Origin of the sequence: Streptomyces sp. NPDC127092 (genome assembly GCF_042722475.1) — a bacterium.
In the GTDB taxonomy this organism is placed as follows: domain Bacteria; phylum Actinomycetota; class Actinomycetes; order Streptomycetales; family Streptomycetaceae; genus Streptomyces.
On sequence record NZ_JBHXFE010000028.1, the window covers coordinates 41,859 to 63,360 of the forward strand.

Below are 21,502 nucleotides of genomic sequence, written 5' to 3' on the forward strand. Positions count from 1 at the left end.
GATGTCCTGAGGGGTCTGGACTCAGGACGGGTTCGCGGCGACCGGGCTCGGCTCCGCCGGGGTGTCGTCGCTCTCCTCGGGCAGCCGGCGCATTCGGCGCACGGGGGAGAGCAGCACGATCAGCGAGGGCACGAAGAGGCCGATCGCCGAGAGCACGACCGTCTCGCGCAGGCCCAGGGCGGTGGCGAGGGCGCCGCCCATCAGGGAGCCCAGGGCGAGGGTGCCCCAGGAGAGCGAGCGCACGGTCGCGTTCACCCGGCCCTGGAGGTGCTCGGGAGTGATCGCCTGCCGGAAGCTGATGACGGTCACGTCCCACACGGGGATGCCGAAGAAGCCGATGAAGGTCGCGACGGCGGCGAGCACGGCGGCGCCGAGGGAGTTCCCGTCCACGGTGGCCAGGAGCAGGAAGCCGATACCGGGCAGCGCCACGGCGGCGATCAGCGTCGGGCCGACGCCCAGCCAGCCGATGAACCGCTCGGACAGCAGGGCGCCGACGAGTCCGCCGACGCTGCCGACGGCGACGATCAGACCGACCACCGTCGAGCTGAGTCCCGCCTCACGGATGAGGTAGAGGAAGTAGACGGCCATGACCGAGCTGAAGGACAGGCTGAGGAAGAAGACCGCGACGGTGCACCAGCGGAGCAGCGGGTTGCGGCCGACGAGGGCGAAACCCTCGCGCAGCGAGGCCCACACCGACTGTCTGCCCTCGGCGTCCGCGTCGGGCTTGGGGGCCTGGTCCGCCGGCATGCGGGTGAGCGCGAGCGCCGAGATCAGATAGCTCACGGCGTCGATGGCGATGACGACGGGGGCGCTGAGGACGCCGATGAGACCGCCCGCGATGCCCGGGCCCGCGACCTCGGCGGTCGATGCGGAGGCCTGCAGCCTGCCGTTGGCCTCCATCAGCCGGTCACGTCCGACGAGCCCCGGAAGGTAGGACATGTAGGCGATCTCGAAGAAGACCGTCATCACGCCCACGAGGAACGTCACGGCGAGCAGCTGCGGGATCGTCAGGATGTCCAGGGCGTAGGCCACGGGGATCCAGGCCAGCGCGGCGAACCGGACGAGGTTCGCCGTGATGAGGAGGGGCCGCCGGGCCCGCCGGTCCACCAGGACGCCGACGAACAGTCCGAACAGCAGGAACGGCAGTGATTCGAGCGCGCCCAGCAGGCCGGCCTCCATCGGGGTCGCGTGGAGGACGACGACCGCGGTGAGGGGCAGGGCCACATAGGTGATCTGGGTCCCCAGGAAGGAGACCGATTGACTCGCCCAGAAGAGGGCGAACGCCCTGTTCCTGAAGACGGATCCGGGCGGACGGGTTGCCTCCACGGCAAACCTCCAGATTCGGCGGGAGGGGTCGACGGGCCGGTCGGCCGGCGATGCGACGGTCGGGCACGGAGGAGCGCGCGGCCCGAGGCACGTGCGGGCGTCGTTCAGCCCAGGGCGGCGACCAGGCTCAGCGGCCTCATGTCCGTCCAGTGCGCGTCGACGTAGGCGACGCACGAGGAACGGTCGGCCGGGCCGTGGACGACGGTCCAGCCTGCGGGGACCTGGGCGAATTCCGGCCAGAGTGCGTGCTGGCCTTCGCCGTTCACCACCACGAGACAGGGGGCCTGGAGACCCTCGGACGCATCCGTCATCAGGTTCTCTCCTCGGGGATGCCTGGGTAGGGAGCGACGCACGGCACCGGCCCGCCCTTGCGGACCTGCGGTCGCCGCGCTGATGACAGCACCTTTCCACGCTGTGCACGAATTTGGCAACCTCTTGCCAAGGCTGTGCCTGCGGGTTAGCTTGATGGTGCGTCCAGACCGGACGCCATCCGACCTTTCTTCATCCTTGGGGGATCCACATGCGCCGCATCTGTCGACTCGGAGCTGTTCTCGGCCTGCTCGCCCTTGCCTTCGGCGTCGGTCAGGCCGGGGGTGTCGTGGCCGCCGGGACGTCGACCGACACGGTCTCGCTGGCGAGCGCCCAGCAGTCGCTCATCGACTGGCCGTAAACAGTTGTCAAAGAATTGACAAGGGGTTCTATGTTAGGCAACTTAGGCAACCTGTCAGTGACGCGGGGGTGGGGGAAGGCGTGCAGACCTTCCCCCACCCCCGCATTTTTCGGCGAGGAAGGTTTCAGCGGTGGTCGATCGGTCCCACTTCGGCAGGCGGCTGCGCACGCTCCGGAAGGAACGGGGCCTCTCCCAGGCGCAGTTGGCCGACGGCGCCCTCTCTCCCGGCTACCTCTCCCGCCTCGAGTCCGGCACCCGGCCGCCCACGCCGAAGGTCCTCGCCCATCTCGCCGAGCGGCTCGGCGTCCCCCTCTCCGCCTTCGACGCCCCGGCCGCCGCCGACCGGGCGCCCGTCGACGACCTGGTCAGGGCGATCACCTCCGAGAGCGGCGCCGGCCAGGTCCGTGAGCTGCTCGACCGCGTCGCGGCCGACCCGGCCGCCGCCCTGCCGCCTCCGCTGCGCTGGCTGGCCCTCTGGACGCGGGCCGGGACCCGGCCGCGCGACGCGATCGACGACACGCCCCTGGCCACCGGTCAGGAGCTGCTGCGCACCGCCGAGGAGAGCGGGATCCCGGAACTGCGGGTGCGCTCCCTGGTCTTCGTCGCCCGCTTCCACCGGTCGCTCGGCGACATGAAGACGGCCCACGGTCTCGCCGCCGACGCCTACGCCCTCGCGATCGAGCACGATCTGCCCAGGACCGACGTGGTGCGCGCGCTGATGCTGCTGATCTCCACCGAGGCCGAGTCGAGCCGGCTGACCAACGCCCTGAAGCACGTGGCGGACCTGGAACTGCTCTCACGGGACACCCCGCGGACCATGCGGGTCGAAGCCCTGTGGACCGCGGCCTGCGTCTACGTCCGGCACAGCAACCACCTGGCCGCCGAGGCCCGGCTCGTCCAGGCCATGGAGCTCAACAGCAGCCGGGACGACCTCACCCTGTGGCTGCGACTGCGCCTCGCCGCCGCCTCGCTCTATCTGCAGATGCACCCCTGCCGACGCGCCGAGGCCCGTCGGACCCTCGACGAGATCGAGCCCGCCCTCGCCCTGGTCGGCAACGCCCGGCAGCTCCTGGAGTTCCGCACGATCCGGGCCCACGCGCACTTCCAGGCCGGCGAGATCGAGGCGGCGCGCGCCCTGTGCGCGGAGATAGGCACGCAGGCGCGGCAGCTCGCGTTCCGGGACCGGGTCCGGTTCGACGTCCTGGTCCAGCTGATCGAGATCAGGTCGGGACGCGTCGGCTCCGGGGCGCGGGCCGTCGAGGCGCTGGCCCGGAAGGCGCACGAGGCGGCCAACATGGATCTCGCCGCGGAGATCTGGAAGAACCTCGCGGAGACCCTGGCCGCCGTCCGTTCCTCGTAGCCGCTGGGGAGTTCGTCGGTGAAGTACGAGGGCAGGTGGACGCTGCGGTCCAGGCGGCCGAGTTCCATGACGGCCTTGCCGGTCGGGGTGGGCTCGCCACCCTCGCGCACCTCCCACCGGCCTTCGACGGGGGTGAGGGTGGCGGCGGGGTTCCTACTGGGACGCCTCTGTTCGGCCGCCGCGTCGCGCCAGCAGCGCCGCACAGGTGACCAGCGCCAGCGCGGCGAAGCCGAAGCAGGCCCAGAGTCCGTACGGGCCGGTCCAGAAGACGCCGGGCGTGGTGCTCTGGATGCCGGTCACCACCGCGACGCCGAGCGCTCCGCCGGCCTGCTGGCAGGTCACCAGGGTTCCCGACGCCGTGCCCTGGTTCTCCCGGGTGGCGGCGACGCCGGCCAGCATGACCGCCGCCGGGTAGGCCACGGCGATGCCCGCGCCGACCAGGAGCGCGGCGGGCAGAAGATGAGTGACGTACGCGCCGGACCACACCGTCGTGTACAGCAGCTGGCCCGCGGTGATCACGGCGAGCCCGGAGAGCAGCAGCAGCGTCGGCGGCCTGCGGTCGGCGAGCCGGGCCGCGGGCGTCGACAGGACGCCCACGGCGATCCCCTGTGGCAGGAAGGCGAGGCCGGCGGCGAGCGCCGAAAGGCCCTGCCGGTCCTGCAGATCGGTCGCCACGAGGAACATGGCACCCGTGATGCCCGCGAACGCGCCGCCGAGCGCGACGCACGCCGCGGCCATGCGGCGGTCGGTCACCAGGCCCAGCGGCAGGAGCGGCGACGCGGCCCGCCGCTGCACGGCGAGGAAGGCCAGGACGGCGAGCAGCCCGGTCCCGGCGACGGCGCCGACCTCGGCGAAGGACGCCGAGCCGACCCGGCCCACCCCGTGCACGAGCGCCGCGAGACCGCCGGTGACCAGGAGCGCGGAGCCGTAGGGCAGCGGCCGCCGGGCGGCGGCCGGGGCGGCGGAGGGCTTCAGGACCCGGCCGCCGACGACCAGGACCAGCAGGGTCAGCGGAACGTACAGGACGAAGCCGCCCCGCCAGCCGAAACCCGCCGTGAGCAGACCGCCGGTGACGACGCCGAGGGAGAAGCCCACCGCCCCCATCGCGCTGAAGACCCCGAGCGCGCGGTTGCGCGGGGATCCCTCGGGGAAGCTCGCGACGATCAGCGACACTGCCGCCGGTGCGGTGATCGCGGCCCCGGCACCCTGGACGGCCCGCGCGGCGACGAGGGAGAAGGCGCCCTGGGCGAGGGCGGCGCCGAGCGAGCCCGCGCCGAACACCGCCACCCCGGCCAGGAACACCCGCCGCCCTCCCCACCGGTCCGCGGCCGTGCCGCCCGCGAGCAGCAGACCCGCGTACGCCACCAGGAACGCGCCCGCGACCAGCTGCAGCCGGTCCGGGCCGAGCGAGAGGCCCGCGCGGATGCCCGCCAGCTGCACGTTGATGGCGGACAGGCTCATGCCTTCGAAGAGCACGGCGGTGCACAGCACCAGCAGGGCCGTCCATGCGCGCCGGTCGAACCGGAAGGCGGCGCCGACGGCGGTCGGGGAAGTGGTGGTCATGGGTGTTCCTTGGGTGGTGAGGAGTGCGGTACGGCGGCGGGGTGTCCGCCCGGGCCCGCGAGGGCGCCCGCCAGGGACGACCGGGCGAGGCGGTAGGCGGCCCGGAGGTCGTCGCCGTCGTACCGGTGGCGGGCGAGCCCGCGCAGGGCGCCGTCCGCGTTCACGGCCACGGTGTGCCCCAGCGCCTCGAACAGCGGAACGTCCGACGTCGAGTCCCCGTACGCGGCGCAGGCGTCGCGGTCGAGGCCGAGCCGCGCGCGGATCCGCTCGACGGCGACGACCTTGTCCGCGGGCGTGAGGATGCCGGCCGGGTCGGGTGCGCCGCGCAGCGGCAGCGGCGGGAAGACGGAGGCGACCACCTCGTCGACGCCGAGCGCCGTCAGCCGGCCGGCGAAGAAGTCCGGGGACATCGTCACGACGACCGCGTGCTCGCCGCGCCGCCGGATGTCGGCGAGGACCTCCCGCAGGCCCCCGATCCAGGGTGCCGTGGCGAACGCGTCCGCCACGGCACCGGCGGTCAGCCCCGCCCACAGCCGGCACACCTCGGCGGCGAAGCCGCGCGTGTCGAGGGTGCTGGTCGTGAAGTCCCGCTCAAGTCCGACCAGTTCGGGCACGCAGCCGAGCCGGCGGGCGATCTCCAGGCTCGCGGTGGTGCCGCGCAGCAGCGTGCCGTCCAGATCGAAGACGTGCAGCCGGCTCACCGGGCGGAGCCGCCCCACCGGGCGGTACGGGCAGCGCCGGAGGCCGCGCCCGCGGGACGGTCCGACGGGTCGTCCGCCGGGTCATCCGCCGGGTAGAAGGCCCAGCCGGCGGGGGCCGGCTCGCCGCGCCAAGCGGCGAGCAGGGCCGCGCTCGCCGGGAAGAGCGGGGCGGGCAGCTCCTCGGGCGAGGCCCACACCCAGCGGTCGAAGACCTCGGGTTCCGGAGTGGTGGGCACGGCGTCGGGCGTGTCCACCCGGGCGAGCACCCCGGCGGTCACATGGGTGCGGCCACTGCCGGTGTGCAGCGCGACGGTGAAGACCCGCGCGTCTGTCACCTCGTCGAGGCCGCACTCCTCCGCCGTCTCGCGGACCGCGGCCTCCTCGAAGGTCTCTCCGGGCTCCACCGAGCCGCCGGGCAGACACCAGGACGGCTCCTCGCCCCGCTTGATCCGGTGGCCGATCAGCACGGCCCCGTCGGCGCGCAGCAGCAGCGCGCCGACCCCGACCACCGGGCGGGGGCGCTCGTCGGACGCTCCGCTCACCGGTCGCCCGCCGGCTCGCTCAGGTCGCTCAGGTCGCGCAGCGCGGAGTCGGCCGCGTAGTGGCCGCTGATCATCGCCGCGACGATGCCGCGGAACAGGCCGCACGCGTCGCCCGCGACCCACGCGGGCGCGTCGGTCAGCCGCAGGTCACCGTCGACCCGCGGGTACCAGCCCACGCCCTCCAGGGTGGGGCCGATCAGCTGCGTCTCACCGTCCCGTACGTCCGGGAAGGCGTCCGCGAGACGGACCAGGCCGCGCACCATGATCTCCCGCAGCTCGGGGCCGTAGACGTGGTCGAAGGTGGCGACGGCCTCCGGCTCGCCGGCGAGGAGCGCCGCCATGGAGACGGTGAAGTGGGACGACTCCTCGGCCATGGCGACGAGGGCGGGAGCCATGGCCCGGCGCGCCACCTCCTCGTCCAGGATGCGGGTGTTGAACCCGACGTTGGACCGGCCGGTCGGCGGGCAGTCGGAGCGACCGGAGACCGTCCACAGGCCCTGGGTCTCGGTGAGGGCGGCCTCGCCGTCCCGGCAGGCGCAGAAGGTGCGCCACTCGACGCTGCCGTCCTCCTCGCAGAAGCGGAGCTTGGGGTCGAGCTGCTTCATGTCGCGGAAGAACGCGCGGTCGGCGGGCTGCTGGATGCGGAAGCCGACCTCCAGACGGCGGAACGCCTGGCCCTCGGTGAGCGTGTTGAGGCCGAGCGGGCCGAACCGGCCGCTGGCCACGAGGAGTCGGCGGGTGACGAGCTCCGACTCCGCGCCGTCGGTGTCGCGCAGCACCAGCCGGAAGTCGTCGGAGACCGGGTCGTAGGAGGACTTCACGACCTCGGTGCCGGTGATGACGGTGGCGTCGGTCGCGGCGACCATGTCCTCCGTGAGCTTCAGCCGGGCCTCGAGGGAGAGGTAGTCGGAGGGGTACTCCTTGAGCACCCACTCGCCGGAGCCGACGGTGTAGGCCGTCGGGTCGGACGGGTACGGCGGGGTGTCCAGGCCGTAGGAGCCGAGGAGTTCGCAGGTCCAGTCGTAGGCGGCGCGCAGGTCGTCGGCGCGCGGCAGCGTCCACAGTTCGCTGGCCGAAGGGAAGAAGGAGAACTTGCCGTCGGAGAACAGCCCGGCGCCGCCGTGGCCGCGGGTCAGGTCCTCCGCCGCGTAGCGGTCCCGCGCGGTGACGGGCTTGCCTCCGTCGACGAGCGCGACGCGGTACGGCGATCCGGCGAGGCGGTGGGCCGCGGCGAGACCGGCCGGTCCGGCGCCGACGATGACGAGGTCGAAGGTGTTCACGATGCTCCAAGCAGGCAGACGGACAAGCAGGTGGGCCCGGCGACAGCCGGGGACGGGTGGGTCGGGAAGCGGGGGCCCGCGGGTGGGACGGCGGGCGCCCGCGGTCAGTCGTCGAGGAGTTCCTCGAGATCCGGAAGGCAGTCGCCGCAGCCGGTGTTGGCGCCGGTGGCGAGACGCAGGCCGGGGACGTCACGGACGCCCGAGCACTTGGCCGCGAGGATCACGCTCTCCGGGACGTGGGCACAGAGGCAGATCAGCGGGTCGTCCAGTGCGGACCTGACCGTCATGACCGCATCCCCGCGGTCCCGGTGGTCCCGGTGGTCCCGGTGGTCACCGTTGTCCCGGTGGTCTCCGTGGTCTCGCGCAGCCGGGTCAGTGCCCGGTCGAGCACGTCCGTCATGACGTCCAGGTCCCGGTCGTCGATGACGAGCGGCGGGTGGATATTGATCACGTCCGGGGCCATTCCGGTCGAGGCGACGATCAGCCCCGTGTGCGGGTCGGCCGTCAGGCACAGCTGGCGCAGCGCGGGCGCGTGGTCGCCGGTGAGGACCAGGCGCGCGGCGCCGCCGAAGGCGCGGCAGTCGCTCACCAGGTCCGGGTGGGCGGCCTGGAGTCGTTTCAGGCGGACGGTCATCCGCTCGGCGAGCCGGTCCATGTCCCCGGCCGGGTCCGCCCAGCCGTCCCAGCGGTCCAGGACCGCCCGGGTCACGCCCAGGGCGTGCGGGATGCCGATGTAGGTGGAGGAGTGACTGCCGGGCCGGTACGTGGCCGGGTCGGCGAGCGGCTCGCGGGCCCAGACGGCGCTGAGCGCCGCGGCTCCGTTGGTCAGGGCCTTGCTGGCGACCACCACGTCGGGGGTGACGCCGGCCCGCTGGAAGCCCCAGCGCGGTCCGGTCCGGTGCATGCCGGTGAAGATCTCGTCGGCGATGACGACGGCGCCGTTGCGGCGCGCGTGGTCCACGGCGGCCCGCAGCAGCACGTGGTCGGGCTCGGCCATGCCGCCGACGTTCTGGACGGACTCGAAGACGAAAGCGCTCACCTTGCGGCCGAAGCCCGTTCCGCCGACGCCGGAGAGTTCCGAGCCCCAGCGGGTGGCCGCCGTGACGCAGCCCGTGGTGCAGCCCGGGGTCTCGCGGGCGGCGGCGTGCGGGCAGCGTCCGCAGTCCGGGCTGGGCAGGCGGACGACTTCGAGGCCCCAGGCCGCGAGGAGTTCGCGGTAGCGGGGGCTGGAGCTGAGCATGCTGGTGACGCCGGACCTGCCGTGGAAGGCTCCTTCGAAGACCACGACGGTGCCGGGGCCGACGGCGCTGAACGCGATGCGCAGCGCGGTCTCCATGCCCTGGGCGCCGCCCAGGTCCAGCTCGACCCGGCCGGGCGTGCCGACGGCCTCGCCGAAGAGCCGCTCAAGGCGCTGGAGCACGTCGAGCCGGAGCTCGGACTCGCAGAACGACGGGAGCGCCGGCATGTCCTCGCAGTACGCGAGCGCGTCGCGCAGGATCCGCTTGTCGTAGCCCCAGGCGACGGTGCCGTTGGCGGCCTCGGCGTCGAGGTACGGGCGGCCGTCGGCGGCGTGCAGATAGCTGCCCTCGGCGCGGACGAAGCGCGGCACCCGCTCGGCCCGGTAGATGAGGTTGCCGGCGCCGGCGTACGGGGGAACGGTGGCGGTCATACGGCCATCGCCTCCTCCGGCGCGCGGTCACGGTGCGGGGCCGGGACGCGCCAGGCGTCGGCGCGGGTGGTGGCGATGATCGGCAGGACCCCTTCCTCGTTGCAGTGGATCCAGCTGGTCAGCACGGTCAGCACGTCCCAGCGGGCGTCGGCGTCCGGGAGCGGGGTGCGGCGGAGCTCGCGGAGCCAGGTGTCGAGGTGGGCGGGGTCCGCCGCCTCGCGGGCGCACGCGCCCCACGGCCCGTCGAGAGCGGCGAGGCGCCCCAGGCTCGCGGTGACGTCCAGGTCGTGGGCGGGGATCTCGGCCTCGGCGTCGCGGAGCAGGGTGCGCACCGTCCGTTCGGCGGTGGACGCGGTGGTGGCGGCGGTGTCGCCGTCCGGGCCGGCGGGCGCGGTGCCGAAGAGCGGCCCGGCGCACCACGCCCAGCCGGTCTGGTACGAGAAGAGCTGCAACTCTCGTGCGACATCGGCCGGTTCGTCGGCGGTGTGCATGAAGTTGAAGAGGCCGTTGACCCGGCCGATGCGGGTCCTCAGGTCGCCGCTGCGCGCGGCGGACGGGTCGGCGGAGCCCTTGGCGACGGTGAGGCGCACGCTGGCCGGCAGGTCCCGTGCTCCGTCGCGGTCCTCCAGGAGGACGAGCAGGGCGGGGCCCGAGGAGAGCAGCGGGTCGACGAGTGCGATGCGCTGTTCGGACGCGGCGTTGAACTGGTAGCGCCACAACTCCCGTACGAGCAGCGGGTCGAAGCGCACGGTGGTGGCCGCGACCGGGTGCCAGCCGAGGCTGCGCAGGATGTCGAGGATCGGTTCGCAGCGGCGTCCGGCCACGGCGTCAGGCTTCAGCACGACGAAGGTGTGCCGGTGCAGCGCGTCGGTGCCGAGGGCCGGGGCGAGCGAGGCGAGCGCCTCCCGCATGTAGGGGTCACGGCGGTAGGCCTCGGCCTTCTCGGGGTCCCGGGTCAGGGAGTCCAGGGCGCGGGCGCCGATGGCGGAGTACGGCACGGCTTCATCTCCCCTCGGGAACGGGAACGGGTACGGGTACGGACGGGGCCGCGGGTGGGGTGACGGGTGCCGGCGCGGGCGCCTCGAGTCGTCTGCCGCCCAGCGGCAGCGGCACGCCGTCGGCCAGGACGACCCGGCTTCCGTCGGGATGCGTCCCCGCGGCCAGGGCGAGCGAGCCGGCGGCGAAGGCCCGTACGGTCCACTCCAGGCAGGGCCGGTCGCTCAGCAGCTTCTGCTCCTGTTCCTGGGCCAGGGCGTCGACGCCCGGCCGGACCGGGACGGGCGGCCCCTGGCACAGGACGGCTCCGCCGTCGTGGCTGTCGTCCACGAGGAAGCAGGAGGTCCGGGTGGTGGTGTGGCCGAGCCGCATGGCCTCGGCCACCGGGTCGTTGCCGATCAGCACCCGGCGGCCCTGCGCGTCGAGCACGGTGAGGTCGCCGGGGTGCTGGTTGATCATCCGGCCGCGGTAGCGGGTGAGCAGGTTCCCCTCGATCCAGCGGTGGTACGCGAGGACGACGAGGTCCAGTGCCCCGTTCACGCTCTCCCAGGCGGCCAAGCGGGCGTCGAGTTCGTCGTGCCACTGCCGGGCGCGGCGCCGGTAGTCGGCGCGGGCCTCGGCAGTGGTCGCCCGCGAGGCGGTTCCGCAGCGGGCGTCGAAGTCGCCCGGCCAGGCCTCGATGCCGTGCTCGCGGGCGAGGCCCAGGGCTGGGGAGCGGGTGCCGTGCGAGGCGACGAGGGCCACCTGGTAGCGGTCCGGCTCGGCGTCCTGGAGGCCGATCAGGGTGCGCAGATTGGCGCCGGTGGCCGAGACGAGCACGCCGATCCGCAGCGGCCTTTCGGCGGCGAGTGCTTCCGCGTCCGCTTCGGCGTCGGCGTGGCCGCCCGCGCGGCGCAGAGGAAGGGGAGCCGGGCCGGTGGCCGGCATCACGCGGCGTCCGCGACGTCGAGGGCGGCCCACTGCGCCTGGGTGGCGGCGAGCATGCCGTCCGGCAGCTGGCCGGCGTCGAGCGGGGCGAGCCCGAAGGCGCGGTGAGCGGTGCCGGCGGCCAGGTCCCACAGGCCGGGGCCCTTGAGGTCCCAGGTCATGGCGTTGCGCATCTGCTGGGCGAGCGGCTGGGAACCGGCCGCGACGATGCCGCCGGCCTGGTACCACAGGCCGTTCTCCTCGCCCTGGGTCAGGTCCTGGCCGCCGAGCCGGGCGGAGTCGCAACGGTCGGTCATCATCATGGAGTTCTCGAGGCCCATGAGGGTGACCGCTCGGCTGGCGATGGCCAGGTCGACGTGCTCGCCGTCGAAGTTGATGCAGGCGGCGATGCGGCCGGCGGCGGCCTCGCGCATGATGGCCGCCGGGACGGGACCGGCGATCTCGTCCATCGTGTCCAGGGTCCAGCCCGGCAGGTCGTACGAGGCGAGGGTGGCCTCGCGCGCCTCGCGGGCCCGGGTGGTGCGGAAGGCGTGCCGGATGGTGAGCGGCATGTCGTTGAAGAGGTGGTCGGTCACGACCCGCGCGCCCGCGCCGTTCCACTCGGCGTCCCAGGCGATGTCGACGATGTCCTTGACGAGGCGAGCGCTCTCTCCCGGGTCGGTCCGGGTGAAGTGGCCGAGCGCGGGCCTGACCCCGTAACCGAGGAGCATCGGGACGACCCAGTCGAAGCCGGGGTGGCGCGCGAAGGTCTGGCCGTGGAAGTCCGAGGCGGGGGAGAAGGCGTCCGGCGAGAGGACCATGTAGCACAGCCCGTACTCGCCGAGCCGGGCGAGCCGCTCCCACTCCGAGCGGGTCGGCGCCCAGACGGTGTCGGCCGGGGTGCCGCCGTGACTGGACAGCAGCGGGCCCTCAAGGGCGACGCCGACGACGTGCGGGATCCGTCCGGCGCGCCGCATCGCGTCGTAACGGCGCATGAACTTCTCGAACTCGCCCAGCCTGTGGTGGTGGAGGTACAGCGTCGGGATGCTGAGCACGCCTTCCCGGGCGCAGATCTCCTCCAGGAGTTCGAGGTCGAGCAGGGAGAACTCGGAGAAGTCCACGCCGGCAAAGCCATGGCAGTGGACCTCCACCGGAAGCAGCGGGGTGTGGGTCTGCTCGGCCGGGCCAGACAGGTTCGCCATCGATCATCCCTCTTCGTGTTCCTACGCGGTTCTGTCAAGAAGCCTTTGACAAGAGTTGCCTGAATGGGTGGGCGGCTTGACCATACCATCGCGTCGTTTCTGGGCAAGGGGTGTCCACTCTCTGGCATAGCCACACCTGCCATCAGGTCCGCATCGGCGGCGCCACCTGACGAAAGAGCTTGTCAAAACCCTCTCCCCCGACCTTGACTGACTTGCCAGAGTTGCCTAGGTTGACGTGGCAAGTGGTGTCAAGGAAATCGAGAGGGAAGCCGGTGCAGCACAAGCTGGTCGTCTTTGACAACAGCGGTGTCCTGGTGGACAGCGAGGCCCTCGGCAACCGTCTGCTCGCCGAGATGCTGACCGCCGAGGGCGTGCCGACGACCTTCGCCGACGCCGTCACGCACTACCTCGGCACGTCCTTCGCCGACGTCCTCGCGACGGTCCGCCGGAACACCGGCGTCACCCTCGCCGAGGACTTCGGGGACCGCTTCCACGCCCGGCTCTTCGAGACCTTCGAGCGGGAACTGACGGCGATGCCCGGCATCCACGGGGTCCTCGACGAGCTCGACGCCCTGGGCGTGCCGTACTGCGTCGCCTCCAACGACACGGCCGACCGGGTCCGCGTCACCCTCGGGCTCACCGGCCTTGCCGCTCGCCTGGCCGGCCGGGTCCTCGGCGCGGACCTGGTGGCACTGCCCAAGCCCGCCCCCGACCTCTTCCTCCTCGCCGCCGAACGCTTCGGCGTCGCCCCGGAGGAGTGCCTCGTGGTCGAGGACAGCGCCCGCGGGGTCGCCGCCGCCCGCGCGGCCGGCACGACCGTGTTCGGCCTGGCCTCCCTCACGCCCCGCGACCGGCTCTCCGGAGCCCACCGCGTTCTCGGCTCCCTGGCCGAGCTGCGCCCGCTGCTCCCGGGCCTCTGCGCCGTCCCGCAGTTCCTGGAGGCCCGCGCATGACCACCGGCCACGGGATGACGGACGACCGCCGTGCGCCCGCCGACCAGGGGATGACGGACGATCACGGGACGGCCGGCGACGACCGCCGGACGCCCGGCGACCGCCGGCTCGGCCTGCACGTCTTCGACCTCGACGGGACGCTGCTGCGCTCCGACGCCACCCTCAGCGACTACGCCCGCGACGGGCTCAACTCCCTGCTCGACAGCGGCACGGCGCTGACCGTGGCCAGCGCCCGCAGCGCGGTCGCCATCCGCGAACTGCTCGCCGGCGTCCGGCTGACCCTGCCCGTCGTCGAGCTGAACGGCGCCTTCCTCACCGACCTCGCCACCGGCCGGCACCTCGCGCACGCCACGCTCGGCCCGGAGACGGCGGCCCGCGCCCTGGACGCGCTCGCCCGGCTGGCCGCCGAGCCCGTGCTCACCACCTGGGACGGCACCGCCGACCGCGTGCTGCACGGCCCCTGCGGCGATCCCGCGACCGCCTGGTACATCGCGGAGAAGCGCGCCTACGGGGACCCGCGCCTCGCGTCCTGCCGGGACCCGTACGACGGGGTCGCCGGAGTGCGGACCGCCGCGGTCATCGCCTTCGTGCCCGACGAGCGGGCCACTGCCGCGACCGCCGCCCTCGCGGCGGAGCTCGGCGACTCGGCCGGCGTCATGGCGGCCGCCAACCGCTACGTCCCCGGCTGGACCGAGATCCAGATCGCGCATCCCGAGGCCGAGAAGGGCCGTGCGGTGCGCCGGCTCGCCCGCGAGGCCGGCCTCGACGGCGCGGGGCTCACCGTCTACGGCGACCACCTCAACGACCTGCCCATGTTCGCCGTGGCCGAGCGCACCGTCGCCCCCGCAAACGCCCACCCCGAGGTCCTCGCCCGCGCGTCTGCGGTCACCGCCGCCAACGACGAGGACGGCGTGGTCCGTTACCTGCTCGACGGTCACCTGGCCGACGGTCGCCTGGCCGACGGAGCGGCGCCGTGCTGATCGTCCTGGAAGGCATCGACGGCAGCGGGAAGTCCACCGTGGCCCGCCTCGTCGCGGAGGAGCTCGCCCTTGGCGCCGCCACCCTCGCCGACAAGAAGAGCGCCGGCGCCACCGACCCGGCGACCGCGGCCCGCGCCGCGGCGCTGCGCGAGCTCATCTGGTCCTCCCCGGAGGAACAGGGCGACACCTGCGGAGCCGCCCACTGGATCCTGCTGATCGCCTCCTGGTACGCGGCACTCGCCCGGCTCAGGCCCGAGCTGGCGAACGACGGCGCGAACGCCGGTGCGGACGACAGCACGGTCGCCGTCATGGACGGCTGGTACTACCGCAACATCGCCAAGACCCTGGTCCGCGAACCGCTGGACGCGCAGTGGGTCGAGTCGCTCTTCGCACCCGTGCCGGAGCCCGCCCTGACCGTCCTCCTCGACGTCGACCCGGACGTCGCCTGGTCGCGCCGCGACACGTTCAAGGAGACCGAACTCGGCCGCTGGGACGGGTACACGGGCCCGCCGCGCGACGCCTTCCGCGGCTACCAGTCCGTCGTCCGCCGCGAGTTGCTGCGCATGGCCGCCGAACGCGACTGGCTGGTCCTGGCCCCGCACCCGGACGACCCGCCGGAGCACACCGCGGCGGCCGTGGTGGCCGCGGTACGCGCGCTGAGGAGAACCCCATGAGTCCCACCCGTGACGTGGTCGGCGCCTCCGACCTCGACATCTTCGCCGACACGCTCGCCGACGTCGCCGCCGGCCGGTGCCCGGCGGACGAGCTCGACCGACTGCCCGTCGCCGGCTCCCCGCTCGCCCTGCGGATCCGCAGGGACTACGAGGTCCCGTACCAAGGAGAAACCGTGATCGATTACCTCGACCAGCTCACCGTCGACTGGTCCGACTTCGAGAGGGCGGGTGAGATCACCCGCGACGTCGTCCATCGCCTCGCGGACGACAAGGAGTCCCTGCGCAAGCTGGTCTACGACGTGGAGCACAAGCCGGAGCTGCTCGCCATGTGCGAGCGCCACCAGCTGCTCGACTACATCGTCCTGTACGACGCGCTGGACCGAGGCATCCGGCTGCGTCTGCACATCTCGACCGAGGACCACTTCGACCGCCCGCACGACCACCGGTTCTCCTTCTCCAGCCGCATCGTGGCGGGCAGCTACACCCACACCTGGTACCACATGGACGGCGACCTCTACGGCGACGGCCCCGACCCCGAGGCGCGCCAGTACCTCAGCCGGCACAACCCGGACCCGCGCGCCGAGGGCCTGCTGGACCGGCTCACGCCGCACATCGTCCGCCGCGAGGAGCCGGGCAGCTGCTACACGCTCCACCACAGCGCCATCCACACCACGTTCACCACGCCCGACACCGTCTCCCTGTTCCTGCGCGGACCGGTCGAGAAGGACCGCTCCGTGATCATGGACAAGGCGGAGGGCACCCTCTGGTGGCGCTTCGGCCGCCAGGACGAGCCCGAGGAGCGTCGTCAGCAGAAGGCCATGGGCCTCGACGCCTACCGGCAGATCCGGGAGCGCCTGGAGAAGCTCGGCGTCATCTGACGCCCGGGCCGCCCCTTCCCCCTTCCGCACCGGACGACCGGTGCCCGCCAGAGGAGACCACCACCATGACCGTCGAGACGGCAGACCGGGTACACGTCAACAACACCGTCGTCGAGCTCTTCGAGAACGTCGGCCCCATCGACTGGGACGACCTGCCCGCCGCCGCCGAGCTGACCCAGCGGCTGATCCGCGAGTTCGCCGCGGACAAGGCCCTCTTCCGCAGGCTCCTGCTCGCCGTCGAGCACGACCCGTACCTGTGGGCCAAGTGCGAGGAGGACGTGGTCGAGGACAAGATCGTGCTCTGGGACGACGTGGAGAAGGGCCTGCGCATCAGGCTCCGGATGTCCACCGACCACCAGCAGCAGCTCGCCCACAACCACCGCTTCTCCTTCACCAACCTCGTGCTGCGCGGCACCTACCTGCACCGCAACTACGTGGCCCGCAACGGCTTCGACGAGAACACCCTGCCCGACGACGTCCAGCCGCTGATGCTGCACGAGGACCGCGCGGGCGAGTGCTTCACCATCCACCACAACGCCCTGCACTCCACGCCCTTCACCGAGCTGGGCACCATCTCCCTGGTGCTGCGCGGCAATCCGGTCAAGGACCGCGCGCCGGTCATGTTCAAGGAGGCCCGCGGCCGCGAGGAGGCGCTGCGCCGGCTGACCGAGGGGCAGGCCGAGGGACAGGCCGAGGGGCGCGGCGAGCTGTCCGAGATCGAGCCGGAGACCGCCGAGGTCGGCACCATGTTCTGGCGCGTCGGCGAGGACCGCGAGTCCGCGGAGCGCCGCGCCGAGCGTCAGATGACCAAGGAGAAGTACCACTTCTGGTGCCGCAGGCTGGAAGAGCTGGGGATCATCTGAATGGCCATCCGACGGCTCACCCCGGGGCGGGGAGCGCTGCGCTACGGGCTCGTCGGCCCCGGCGGCCACGCGCAGGAGAACCTGCTGCCCGCCCTGGCGGCACTCGACGGGGCCCGGCTGACCGCCGTGGCGGCCCGCCGGCCCGAGGCCGCCGAGGAGGCGGCCCGGCGCTGGGGCGCGGAGCTGTGGACCGACGACTGGACCGAGCTCATCGACGGCGCGGCCGGTCCGGCCGTCGACGCCCTGGTCGTGGCCGGCTCGCCCGAGCTGCACGCCGAGGTCCTGGAGCGGGCCCTCGCCGCGGGCGTCAGCGTCCTCGCCGAGAAACCCCCGGCGCCCGACACCGCGACGCTGGAGAAGCTGGCCGCCGCGGAAGCGGCGGCGCCGCGGGGCACGGTGGCGTTCGTCGGCTTCAACTTCCCGTACGGGCAGTCCTACCGGAAGCTCCGCGACACCCTGCGCCCGCACGGGACGCTGCGCACCCTGGACGTACGGATGGTCTCGGCCAAGCCGACCTCCCCGGTCTGGGGCTGCGCCACGGTGGAGGACAGCCTGCTGCAGGGTCTCGGCACGCACGCCGTCGACCTGGCACTGCGCGAACTCGGCGTCCCGGACCGGATCACGGCCCGCCGCGCGGACATCGACGCGCGGCGGCGGGCGATCCGCGTCCTCCTGGAGTACGCCGACGGGCGGCTCGCCACGCTCCTCGTGGGCAACTACTCCAACCGCCTGGAGTACCGCTGCGAGCTGGTGACCGACGAGGGCGTGGTCGGCAGCCTCGACCACTTCAACACCCTGACGGTCGCCCGCCCGGCGACCGCTCCCGGCGCGGGCGTCCTGGACGCCAAGGAGACGCTGACCTACGAGTGGCCCGGCCGCCGCGGCGGTTACGGCCGCACCGGCTACGCCACCGAACTGGAGAGCTTCCACCGGAGCGTCGTGCGGGGCGAGCCCAGCGACTCGCCGCTCTCGGCCTGCCTCGACGTCTACCGCGTCCTCGACGAGGTCCGCCGGCAGACCGGAGCGCGCGCATGACCGCCGCGCCCGCGTCCCTGGCGGGGCGCACCGCGCTGGTCACCGGCGGTGGCAGCGGCATCGGCCGGGCCGTGGCGGTCACCCTCGCGGCGCTCGGCGCCCGGGTCGCGGTCAACCACCCGCCGGGCGCGGACGCGAGGGAGCTGCCCGAGGGCTGCTTCGCCGTACCGGCCGACGTCCGTGACCGGCGCCAGGTGTCCGCCATGTTCGAGACCGTCGGCCGGCGCTTCGACCGGCTGGACATCCTCGTCAACAACGCGGGCGTGTTCCCGCGCGCCCAGGTCCTGGACATCGACGAGGCGGGCTGGGACCTGGTCCTCGACACCAACCTCAAGGGCGCGTTCTTCTGCGCCCAGGAGGCGGCGGCGATGATGATCCCGCGCCGCTCGGGCCGGATCGTGAACGTGGCGTCGAGCGCCGCCTTCACCGGTTCGCCGAAGGGCGCCCACTACGCGGCCAGCAAGGCCGGGCTCCTGGGCATGGGCAAGTCCCTCGCGCGGGCCCTCGGCCCGTACGGCATCACGGTGAACACCGTCGCGCCGGGTGTGACGCGGACGGCCCAGCCGGGCCTGGACGAGGAGGGCTTCCTGGCCGAGGGCCGGAAGATCCCGCTCGGCCGGGTGGCCCGGGCCCAGGACGTGGCGGACACGGTCGCCTTCCTCGTCGGCGACGCCGGCGGCTACCTCACCGGCCAGACGCTGGGCGTCAACGGCGGGACGGTGATGGTGCCGTGAGTGACGTGAGCGGCGTGAGACCCGAGAGCGCCGACGGTGCCGGGTCGTCCTACGGGGCGTCGTCCGGGAGTCCGTCCGGGAGCCTGTCCGGGAGTCCGTACGAGGTCCCGGCGGCCGGCTCCGTACGGGCCGAGCTGACCGAGCGGTGGGGCGCGCCCCTGCCGCGCGTGCGGGCGAAGCTCTCGCCGGTGCTGCACCCGTGGCTGCGCCGCTTCGTCGAGCTGTCGCCGTACGTCGTGGTGGCGAGCTCGGACGGGGACGGGCGCTGCGACGCCTCGCCCCGGGGCGGCGCCCCCGGCTTCGTACGGGTCGTGGACGAGCGGACGCTGTTCCTCCCCGAGGAGTCCGGCAACCGTCTGCTGCAGACCCTGCGGAACCTGGAGCACAGCCCCGGGGTCGGGCTGCTGTTCCTCCTCCCGGGCATGCCCGAGACCGCCCGGGTCAACGGGTGGGCCGAGCCGCTGACCGGGAGCGACCCGAGGTGGGAGCTGCTGCCCCTCGACCCTGAGGAGCGGGAGCGCCTGGCGTGGGGATCGCTCGTCCACGTCGAGGAGGCGTACTACCACTGCGGTCGGGCCGGCCGGTTCGCCGGGCTGTGGGACACCGCGCGGATCCACCGCAACCAGACGGACCCGCCGCTGCCGAAGCGGCCGGCCGTGGTCACCGAAGGGGAGAAGCATGTGCGGAACGGTCGGTCTGTTCATGGGGTGCTCGGCGGTGAGCCTGTGCCCGAAGCAGGCGCTGTTCGCCCGGCGGGATGACGAGACCGGGACCGCACCGGAGGGGGCCGGCCGGGACGCGGCCGGGCGCGACGGGCAGGAACCGGACCGGACCGCTGAGGACGCGTACGTCAGCCCGTTCCGCAACTGGTACGAGCGGTCCACCGTGCGCTCGGCCGAGCGGCGCACCCTCGGCCCGCTCACCGCCGGCCAGGGCTTCTTCGCTCCCGAACTGGTGCCGCTCGCCTCCCACCCGCTGATCGCGGGCCTGCGCGACGAACGGCCCGAGATCTACCGCGACGTGCTCGTCCGGCATCTGTACCGGTACCTGGACTTCACGGCGAAGCTGGAACACCTCGTCGTCAACCGGACCGTGCTCGGCATCGCCCACGGCACGATCGGGGTGCGGCTGCCCGAGGCCATGCGGCTGGACGCCTTCAAGATCTACTGCGACGAGGCGTACCACGCGCTGTTCTCGGCGGACCTCGCGGCCCAGGTCCGTGCGGCGACCGACGTCCGCGCGGAGCTGCCGGAGGTGCCGTACTTCATCACCCGCCTGGAGCGGTACCTGGAGGAGACGCCGGACGACCTGACGGCGCTCACCGAGATCCTCTTCGTGATCGTCTCGGAGACGCTCATCACGGCGCAGCTGTCGGACATGTGGAACGACCGGAGCGTCGCTCCCGCGGTCCGCGAGGCGGTCCGCGACCACGCGCTCGACGAAGGCCGTCACCACGCCTATTTCGCCGTGTTCCTGCGTCATCTGTGGGGGCAGCTGACACCGGACACCCGGCGCCGCGCGGCCCTTCGGGTGCCGCGGTTGATCCGTATCTTCACGGACCCCGACATTCCGTCGGTGGAGAGCGAGGTCGTCGGTTACGGGCTTTCCCGTGACGAGGCCCGGCAGATCGTCTCCGAACTCTTTCCGGCCGCGGCCGTCACGGCGTACGCGAAAAGCGTGGCGCAGCAGACGGTCCGGCATTTCGCGTCGGTCGGCGCATTGGACGACGAGCAGGTGCGCGCGGAGTTCGCGGCGCACGGACTGCTGTGAGGCGGCACGGGCTGCCGCGGGCCGGAGCCGGACGCAGAGCCGGCGACGAAGCCATCCGTACAGCCAGAGGCAGAGGCAAGGAAACAAGGACAGGATGATGGTGCACACGATCACCGCCGAGGACGGCCCGCGCCTCCTCGGCCTGCTGCGCGAGCAGGGGCTGCTGCCGGACGGGTACCTGTGCGTGTACGCGGCCGGTTCCCTGGTGCGCGGCTGGGGCAACGAGACGAGCGACCTCGACCTCTACGTGGTGACCGGCGAGCCGGCCCCGATGGAGACGGTGGAGGACTTCCACCCGGTCGCGCTGACCCCGGACCGGGTGCCGGTCGCGGTCCCCACCCTCGGGGACCGGCGTGGCGACGTCGAGTACTGGTCCGCGGGCCAGCTCGACCAGCTGCTCGCGAAGGTCTCCTGGGAGGCCTACCGCACCGAGCGCGACATCGGCGCCACCGTGAGCCAGGTCGAGCGCGACGCCCTGGTCAAGCTCGGCCACGCGGTGGCCCTCGACGGCGCACCCTGGCTCGCCGAACGGCAGCGGCTGCTGCACTCGTCCGCCTTCGGCCGGACGATCGCCGCCCGCAGCCTGGACCTCGCGGACACCTTCGCCGAGGACGCCCTCGGCCAGCTCGGCTCGGGGGACGCGGAGAGCGCGCTGCTCACCGCGAAGCTCGCCTTCGGGTACGCCGCCGACGCCCTGCTCGCCCACCACGGCGAGTACGGCATCACGGCCAAATGGCGGTCGAAGAAGTACCGGGCCGCGGCACCCGCCGTGCTGCCCTTCGAGCGGTACTGGCGGATCGAGACCATGCGCGACTACGACCCCGAGGACCCCGGCCGCTGGATCGAGGACGTCATCGGCTGGGTCCGGCGCATCTCGATGGAGGTGGAGGTCTGATGCCGGCGGAGATCCACGGACACACTGTGCCGCGGCACAACCTGGAGGTCCGCATCCGGTCCTCCGAGGGCGCCATCCTGCTCGCCCGGTACGACCAGGCGTACGAGCTGCCCGAGGTGGCGGCGTTCATCTGGCGCCGGATCGACGGCACGGGCCGGGTCGAGGACATCTCCCGGGCCGTCGCCGAGCACTACGGCATCGACGCCGGCACGGCGCTCACCGACACCACGGAGATGCTGGGCTGGCTGCTCGAAGAGGAGCTGATCCGGCTCGGCAGCTGACCGAAAAACCTCCTGAATTCCGCCCGCATAAGGGCTGGAAAAGCCGTTCTCGAATTCCGAGGACGGCTTGGAGGCGTTTCCCGAATTTCCTCGGAAATAAATTTCCCGAGCGGGGTTGCAATACCTCGGGAATTGCTCATAGAGTCGGCCACGTCGACGCCGCACCGGAACCGACGGGGCGGCGGCTCACTCACTGAATGAGGTGTTTGTTATGCAGCAGTACG

24 protein-coding genes are annotated in these 21,502 nt (G+C 73.0%); 13 read left to right on the forward strand and 11 right to left on the reverse strand.

What is annotated here, in order from left to right:
- Positions 1-21 precede the first annotated feature (21 nt).
- Together ACFWJO_RS22860 and ACFWJO_RS22865 are read right to left on the reverse strand one after the other, a co-directional pair.
- Positions 22-1,326, reverse strand: coding sequence for an MFS transporter (locus tag ACFWJO_RS22860; RefSeq protein WP_386867809.1), 1,305 nt, complete (start codon positions 1,324-1,326; stop codon positions 22-24).
- Positions 1,327-1,430: 104 nt separating this feature from the next.
- The gene (locus ACFWJO_RS22865) at positions 1,431-1,637 is read right to left on the reverse strand and encodes an MbtH family protein (RefSeq protein ID WP_386867811.1); all 207 of its coding nucleotides are present in this window, start codon (positions 1,635-1,637) and stop codon (positions 1,431-1,433) included.
- A gap of 209 nt (positions 1,638-1,846) precedes the next feature.
- Here ACFWJO_RS22865 and ACFWJO_RS22870 point away from each other — a divergent pair, with 209 nt between their 5' ends.
- Positions 1,847-1,996 (forward strand): hypothetical protein, encoded by a 150-nt coding sequence (locus tag ACFWJO_RS22870; protein WP_386867813.1) that lies wholly within the window; start codon positions 1,847-1,849, stop codon positions 1,994-1,996.
- 130 nt (positions 1,997-2,126) lie between these two features.
- Positions 2,127-3,356: a helix-turn-helix domain-containing protein gene (locus ACFWJO_RS22875; RefSeq protein ID WP_386867815.1), complete on the forward strand. Its 1,230-nt coding sequence runs from the start codon at positions 2,127-2,129 to the stop codon at positions 3,354-3,356.
- 153 nt (positions 3,357-3,509) lie between these two features.
- Here the strand turns inward: ACFWJO_RS22875 and ACFWJO_RS22880 are convergent, their stop codons facing one another.
- The 9 genes from ACFWJO_RS22880 to ACFWJO_RS22920 all read right to left on the reverse strand — a co-directional run bounded on the left by ACFWJO_RS22880 (position 3,510) and on the right by ACFWJO_RS22920 (position 12,215).
- Positions 3,510-4,919 (reverse strand): MFS transporter, encoded by a 1,410-nt coding sequence (locus ACFWJO_RS22880; RefSeq protein ID WP_386867816.1) that lies wholly within the window; start codon positions 4,917-4,919, stop codon positions 3,510-3,512.
- Positions 4,916-5,620 (reverse strand): HAD family hydrolase, encoded by a 705-nt coding sequence (locus ACFWJO_RS22885; RefSeq protein WP_386867818.1) that lies wholly within the window; start codon positions 5,618-5,620, stop codon positions 4,916-4,918. The genes ACFWJO_RS22880 and ACFWJO_RS22885 overlap by 4 nt, the downstream gene beginning before the upstream one ends.
- Positions 5,617-6,162, reverse strand: coding sequence for an NUDIX hydrolase (locus tag ACFWJO_RS22890; RefSeq protein ID WP_386867820.1), 546 nt, complete (start codon positions 6,160-6,162; stop codon positions 5,617-5,619). The genes ACFWJO_RS22885 and ACFWJO_RS22890 overlap by 4 nt, the downstream gene beginning before the upstream one ends.
- Positions 6,159-7,442, reverse strand: a complete 1,284-nt coding sequence (locus ACFWJO_RS22895) for an FAD-dependent oxidoreductase (protein ID WP_386867822.1) — start codon at positions 7,440-7,442, stop codon at positions 6,159-6,161. Before ACFWJO_RS22895 ends, ACFWJO_RS22890 begins: the two co-directional genes overlap by 4 nt.
- A 104-nt stretch (positions 7,443-7,546) precedes the next feature.
- The gene (locus ACFWJO_RS22900) at positions 7,547-7,729 is read right to left on the reverse strand and encodes a (2Fe-2S)-binding protein (RefSeq protein ID WP_386867824.1); all 183 of its coding nucleotides are present in this window, start codon (positions 7,727-7,729) and stop codon (positions 7,547-7,549) included.
- Positions 7,726-9,111: an aminotransferase class III-fold pyridoxal phosphate-dependent enzyme gene (locus tag ACFWJO_RS22905; protein WP_386867825.1), complete on the reverse strand. Its 1,386-nt coding sequence runs from the start codon at positions 9,109-9,111 to the stop codon at positions 7,726-7,728. The genes ACFWJO_RS22900 and ACFWJO_RS22905 overlap by 4 nt, the downstream gene beginning before the upstream one ends.
- A complete protein-coding gene (locus ACFWJO_RS22910; protein WP_386867827.1) occupies positions 9,108-10,109 on the reverse strand; it encodes a nucleoside-diphosphate kinase in 1,002 nt (333 codons plus the stop codon). Before ACFWJO_RS22910 ends, ACFWJO_RS22905 begins: the two co-directional genes overlap by 4 nt.
- A gap of 4 nt (positions 10,110-10,113) precedes the next feature.
- Positions 10,114-11,034, reverse strand: a complete 921-nt coding sequence (locus ACFWJO_RS22915; protein ID WP_386867828.1) for a formyltransferase family protein — start codon at positions 11,032-11,034, stop codon at positions 10,114-10,116.
- Positions 11,034-12,215, reverse strand: a complete 1,182-nt coding sequence (locus ACFWJO_RS22920; RefSeq protein WP_386867830.1) for a hypothetical protein — start codon at positions 12,213-12,215, stop codon at positions 11,034-11,036. The genes ACFWJO_RS22915 and ACFWJO_RS22920 overlap by 1 nt, the downstream gene beginning before the upstream one ends.
- 272 nt (positions 12,216-12,487) lie before the next feature.
- Between ACFWJO_RS22920 and ACFWJO_RS22925 the strand changes: the two genes are divergently transcribed.
- From ACFWJO_RS22925 to ACFWJO_RS22975, 11 genes are all read left to right on the forward strand, one after another.
- Positions 12,488-13,168: an HAD family hydrolase gene (locus ACFWJO_RS22925; protein WP_386867832.1), complete on the forward strand. Its 681-nt coding sequence runs from the start codon at positions 12,488-12,490 to the stop codon at positions 13,166-13,168.
- A complete protein-coding gene (locus ACFWJO_RS22930) occupies positions 13,165-14,148 on the forward strand; it encodes an HAD family hydrolase (protein WP_386867834.1) in 984 nt (327 codons plus the stop codon). Before ACFWJO_RS22925 ends, ACFWJO_RS22930 begins: the two co-directional genes overlap by 4 nt.
- Positions 14,142-14,822: a dTMP kinase gene (locus tag ACFWJO_RS22935; protein ID WP_386867836.1), complete on the forward strand. Its 681-nt coding sequence runs from the start codon at positions 14,142-14,144 to the stop codon at positions 14,820-14,822. Before ACFWJO_RS22930 ends, ACFWJO_RS22935 begins: the two co-directional genes overlap by 7 nt.
- Positions 14,819-15,700, forward strand: coding sequence for a hypothetical protein (locus ACFWJO_RS22940; protein WP_386867838.1), 882 nt, complete (start codon positions 14,819-14,821; stop codon positions 15,698-15,700). The genes ACFWJO_RS22935 and ACFWJO_RS22940 overlap by 4 nt, the downstream gene beginning before the upstream one ends.
- A 65-nt stretch (positions 15,701-15,765) precedes the next feature.
- Complete coding sequence (locus tag ACFWJO_RS22945) at positions 15,766-16,563, forward strand: hypothetical protein (protein ID WP_386867840.1); 798 nt, start codon at positions 15,766-15,768, stop codon at positions 16,561-16,563.
- Entirely contained in the window at positions 16,564-17,598 is a 1,035-nt protein-coding gene (locus tag ACFWJO_RS22950; RefSeq protein WP_386867841.1) for a Gfo/Idh/MocA family protein, read from the forward strand.
- Positions 17,595-18,332: an SDR family NAD(P)-dependent oxidoreductase gene (locus ACFWJO_RS22955; RefSeq protein ID WP_386867843.1), complete on the forward strand. Its 738-nt coding sequence runs from the start codon at positions 17,595-17,597 to the stop codon at positions 18,330-18,332. The genes ACFWJO_RS22950 and ACFWJO_RS22955 overlap by 4 nt, the downstream gene beginning before the upstream one ends.
- 5 nt (positions 18,333-18,337) lie before the next feature.
- Positions 18,338-19,093 (forward strand): pyridoxamine 5'-phosphate oxidase family protein, encoded by a 756-nt coding sequence (locus ACFWJO_RS22960; protein WP_386867845.1) that lies wholly within the window; start codon positions 18,338-18,340, stop codon positions 19,091-19,093.
- Entirely contained in the window at positions 19,011-20,102 is a 1,092-nt protein-coding gene (locus tag ACFWJO_RS22965; protein ID WP_386867847.1) for a diiron oxygenase, read from the forward strand. The genes ACFWJO_RS22960 and ACFWJO_RS22965 overlap by 83 nt, the downstream gene beginning before the upstream one ends.
- A gap of 94 nt (positions 20,103-20,196) precedes the next feature.
- Positions 20,197-20,997, forward strand: a complete 801-nt coding sequence (locus ACFWJO_RS22970) for a hypothetical protein (protein ID WP_386867849.1) — start codon at positions 20,197-20,199, stop codon at positions 20,995-20,997.
- Complete coding sequence (locus ACFWJO_RS22975) at positions 20,997-21,278, forward strand: PqqD family protein (RefSeq protein ID WP_386867851.1); 282 nt, start codon at positions 20,997-20,999, stop codon at positions 21,276-21,278. Before ACFWJO_RS22970 ends, ACFWJO_RS22975 begins: the two co-directional genes overlap by 1 nt.
- Positions 21,279-21,502 lie beyond the last annotated feature (224 nt).

Coding starts and splice junctions, on each gene's coding strand:
- ACFWJO_RS22945 (WP_386867840.1), top strand. CDS start 15,766: ATGACCGTCGAGACGGCAGACCGGGTACACGTCAACAACACCGTCGTC.
- ACFWJO_RS22870 (WP_386867813.1), top strand. CDS start 1,847: ATGCGCCGCATCTGTCGACTCGGAGCTGTTCTCGGCCTGCTCGCCCTT.
- ACFWJO_RS22900 (WP_386867824.1), bottom strand. CDS start 7,729: ATGACGGTCAGGTCCGCACTGGACGACCCGCTGATCTGCCTCTGTGCC.
- ACFWJO_RS22915 (WP_386867828.1), bottom strand. CDS start 11,034: ATGCCGGCCACCGGCCCGGCTCCCCTTCCTCTGCGCCGCGCGGGCGGC.
- ACFWJO_RS22930 (WP_386867834.1), top strand. CDS start 13,165: ATGACCACCGGCCACGGGATGACGGACGACCGCCGTGCGCCCGCCGAC.
- ACFWJO_RS22865 (WP_386867811.1), bottom strand. CDS start 1,637: ATGACGGATGCGTCCGAGGGTCTCCAGGCCCCCTGTCTCGTGGTGGTG.
- ACFWJO_RS22905 (WP_386867825.1), bottom strand. CDS start 9,111: ATGACCGCCACCGTTCCCCCGTACGCCGGCGCCGGCAACCTCATCTAC.
- ACFWJO_RS22940 (WP_386867838.1), top strand. CDS start 14,819: ATGAGTCCCACCCGTGACGTGGTCGGCGCCTCCGACCTCGACATCTTC.
- ACFWJO_RS22920 (WP_386867830.1), bottom strand. CDS start 12,215: ATGGCGAACCTGTCTGGCCCGGCCGAGCAGACCCACACCCCGCTGCTT.
- ACFWJO_RS22965 (WP_386867847.1), top strand. CDS start 19,011: ATGTGCGGAACGGTCGGTCTGTTCATGGGGTGCTCGGCGGTGAGCCTG.
- ACFWJO_RS22975 (WP_386867851.1), top strand. CDS start 20,997: ATGCCGGCGGAGATCCACGGACACACTGTGCCGCGGCACAACCTGGAG.
- ACFWJO_RS22880 (WP_386867816.1), bottom strand. CDS start 4,919: ATGACCACCACTTCCCCGACCGCCGTCGGCGCCGCCTTCCGGTTCGAC.
- ACFWJO_RS22955 (WP_386867843.1), top strand. CDS start 17,595: ATGACCGCCGCGCCCGCGTCCCTGGCGGGGCGCACCGCGCTGGTCACC.
- ACFWJO_RS22970 (WP_386867849.1), top strand. CDS start 20,197: ATGATGGTGCACACGATCACCGCCGAGGACGGCCCGCGCCTCCTCGGC.
- ACFWJO_RS22950 (WP_386867841.1), top strand. CDS start 16,564: ATGGCCATCCGACGGCTCACCCCGGGGCGGGGAGCGCTGCGCTACGGG.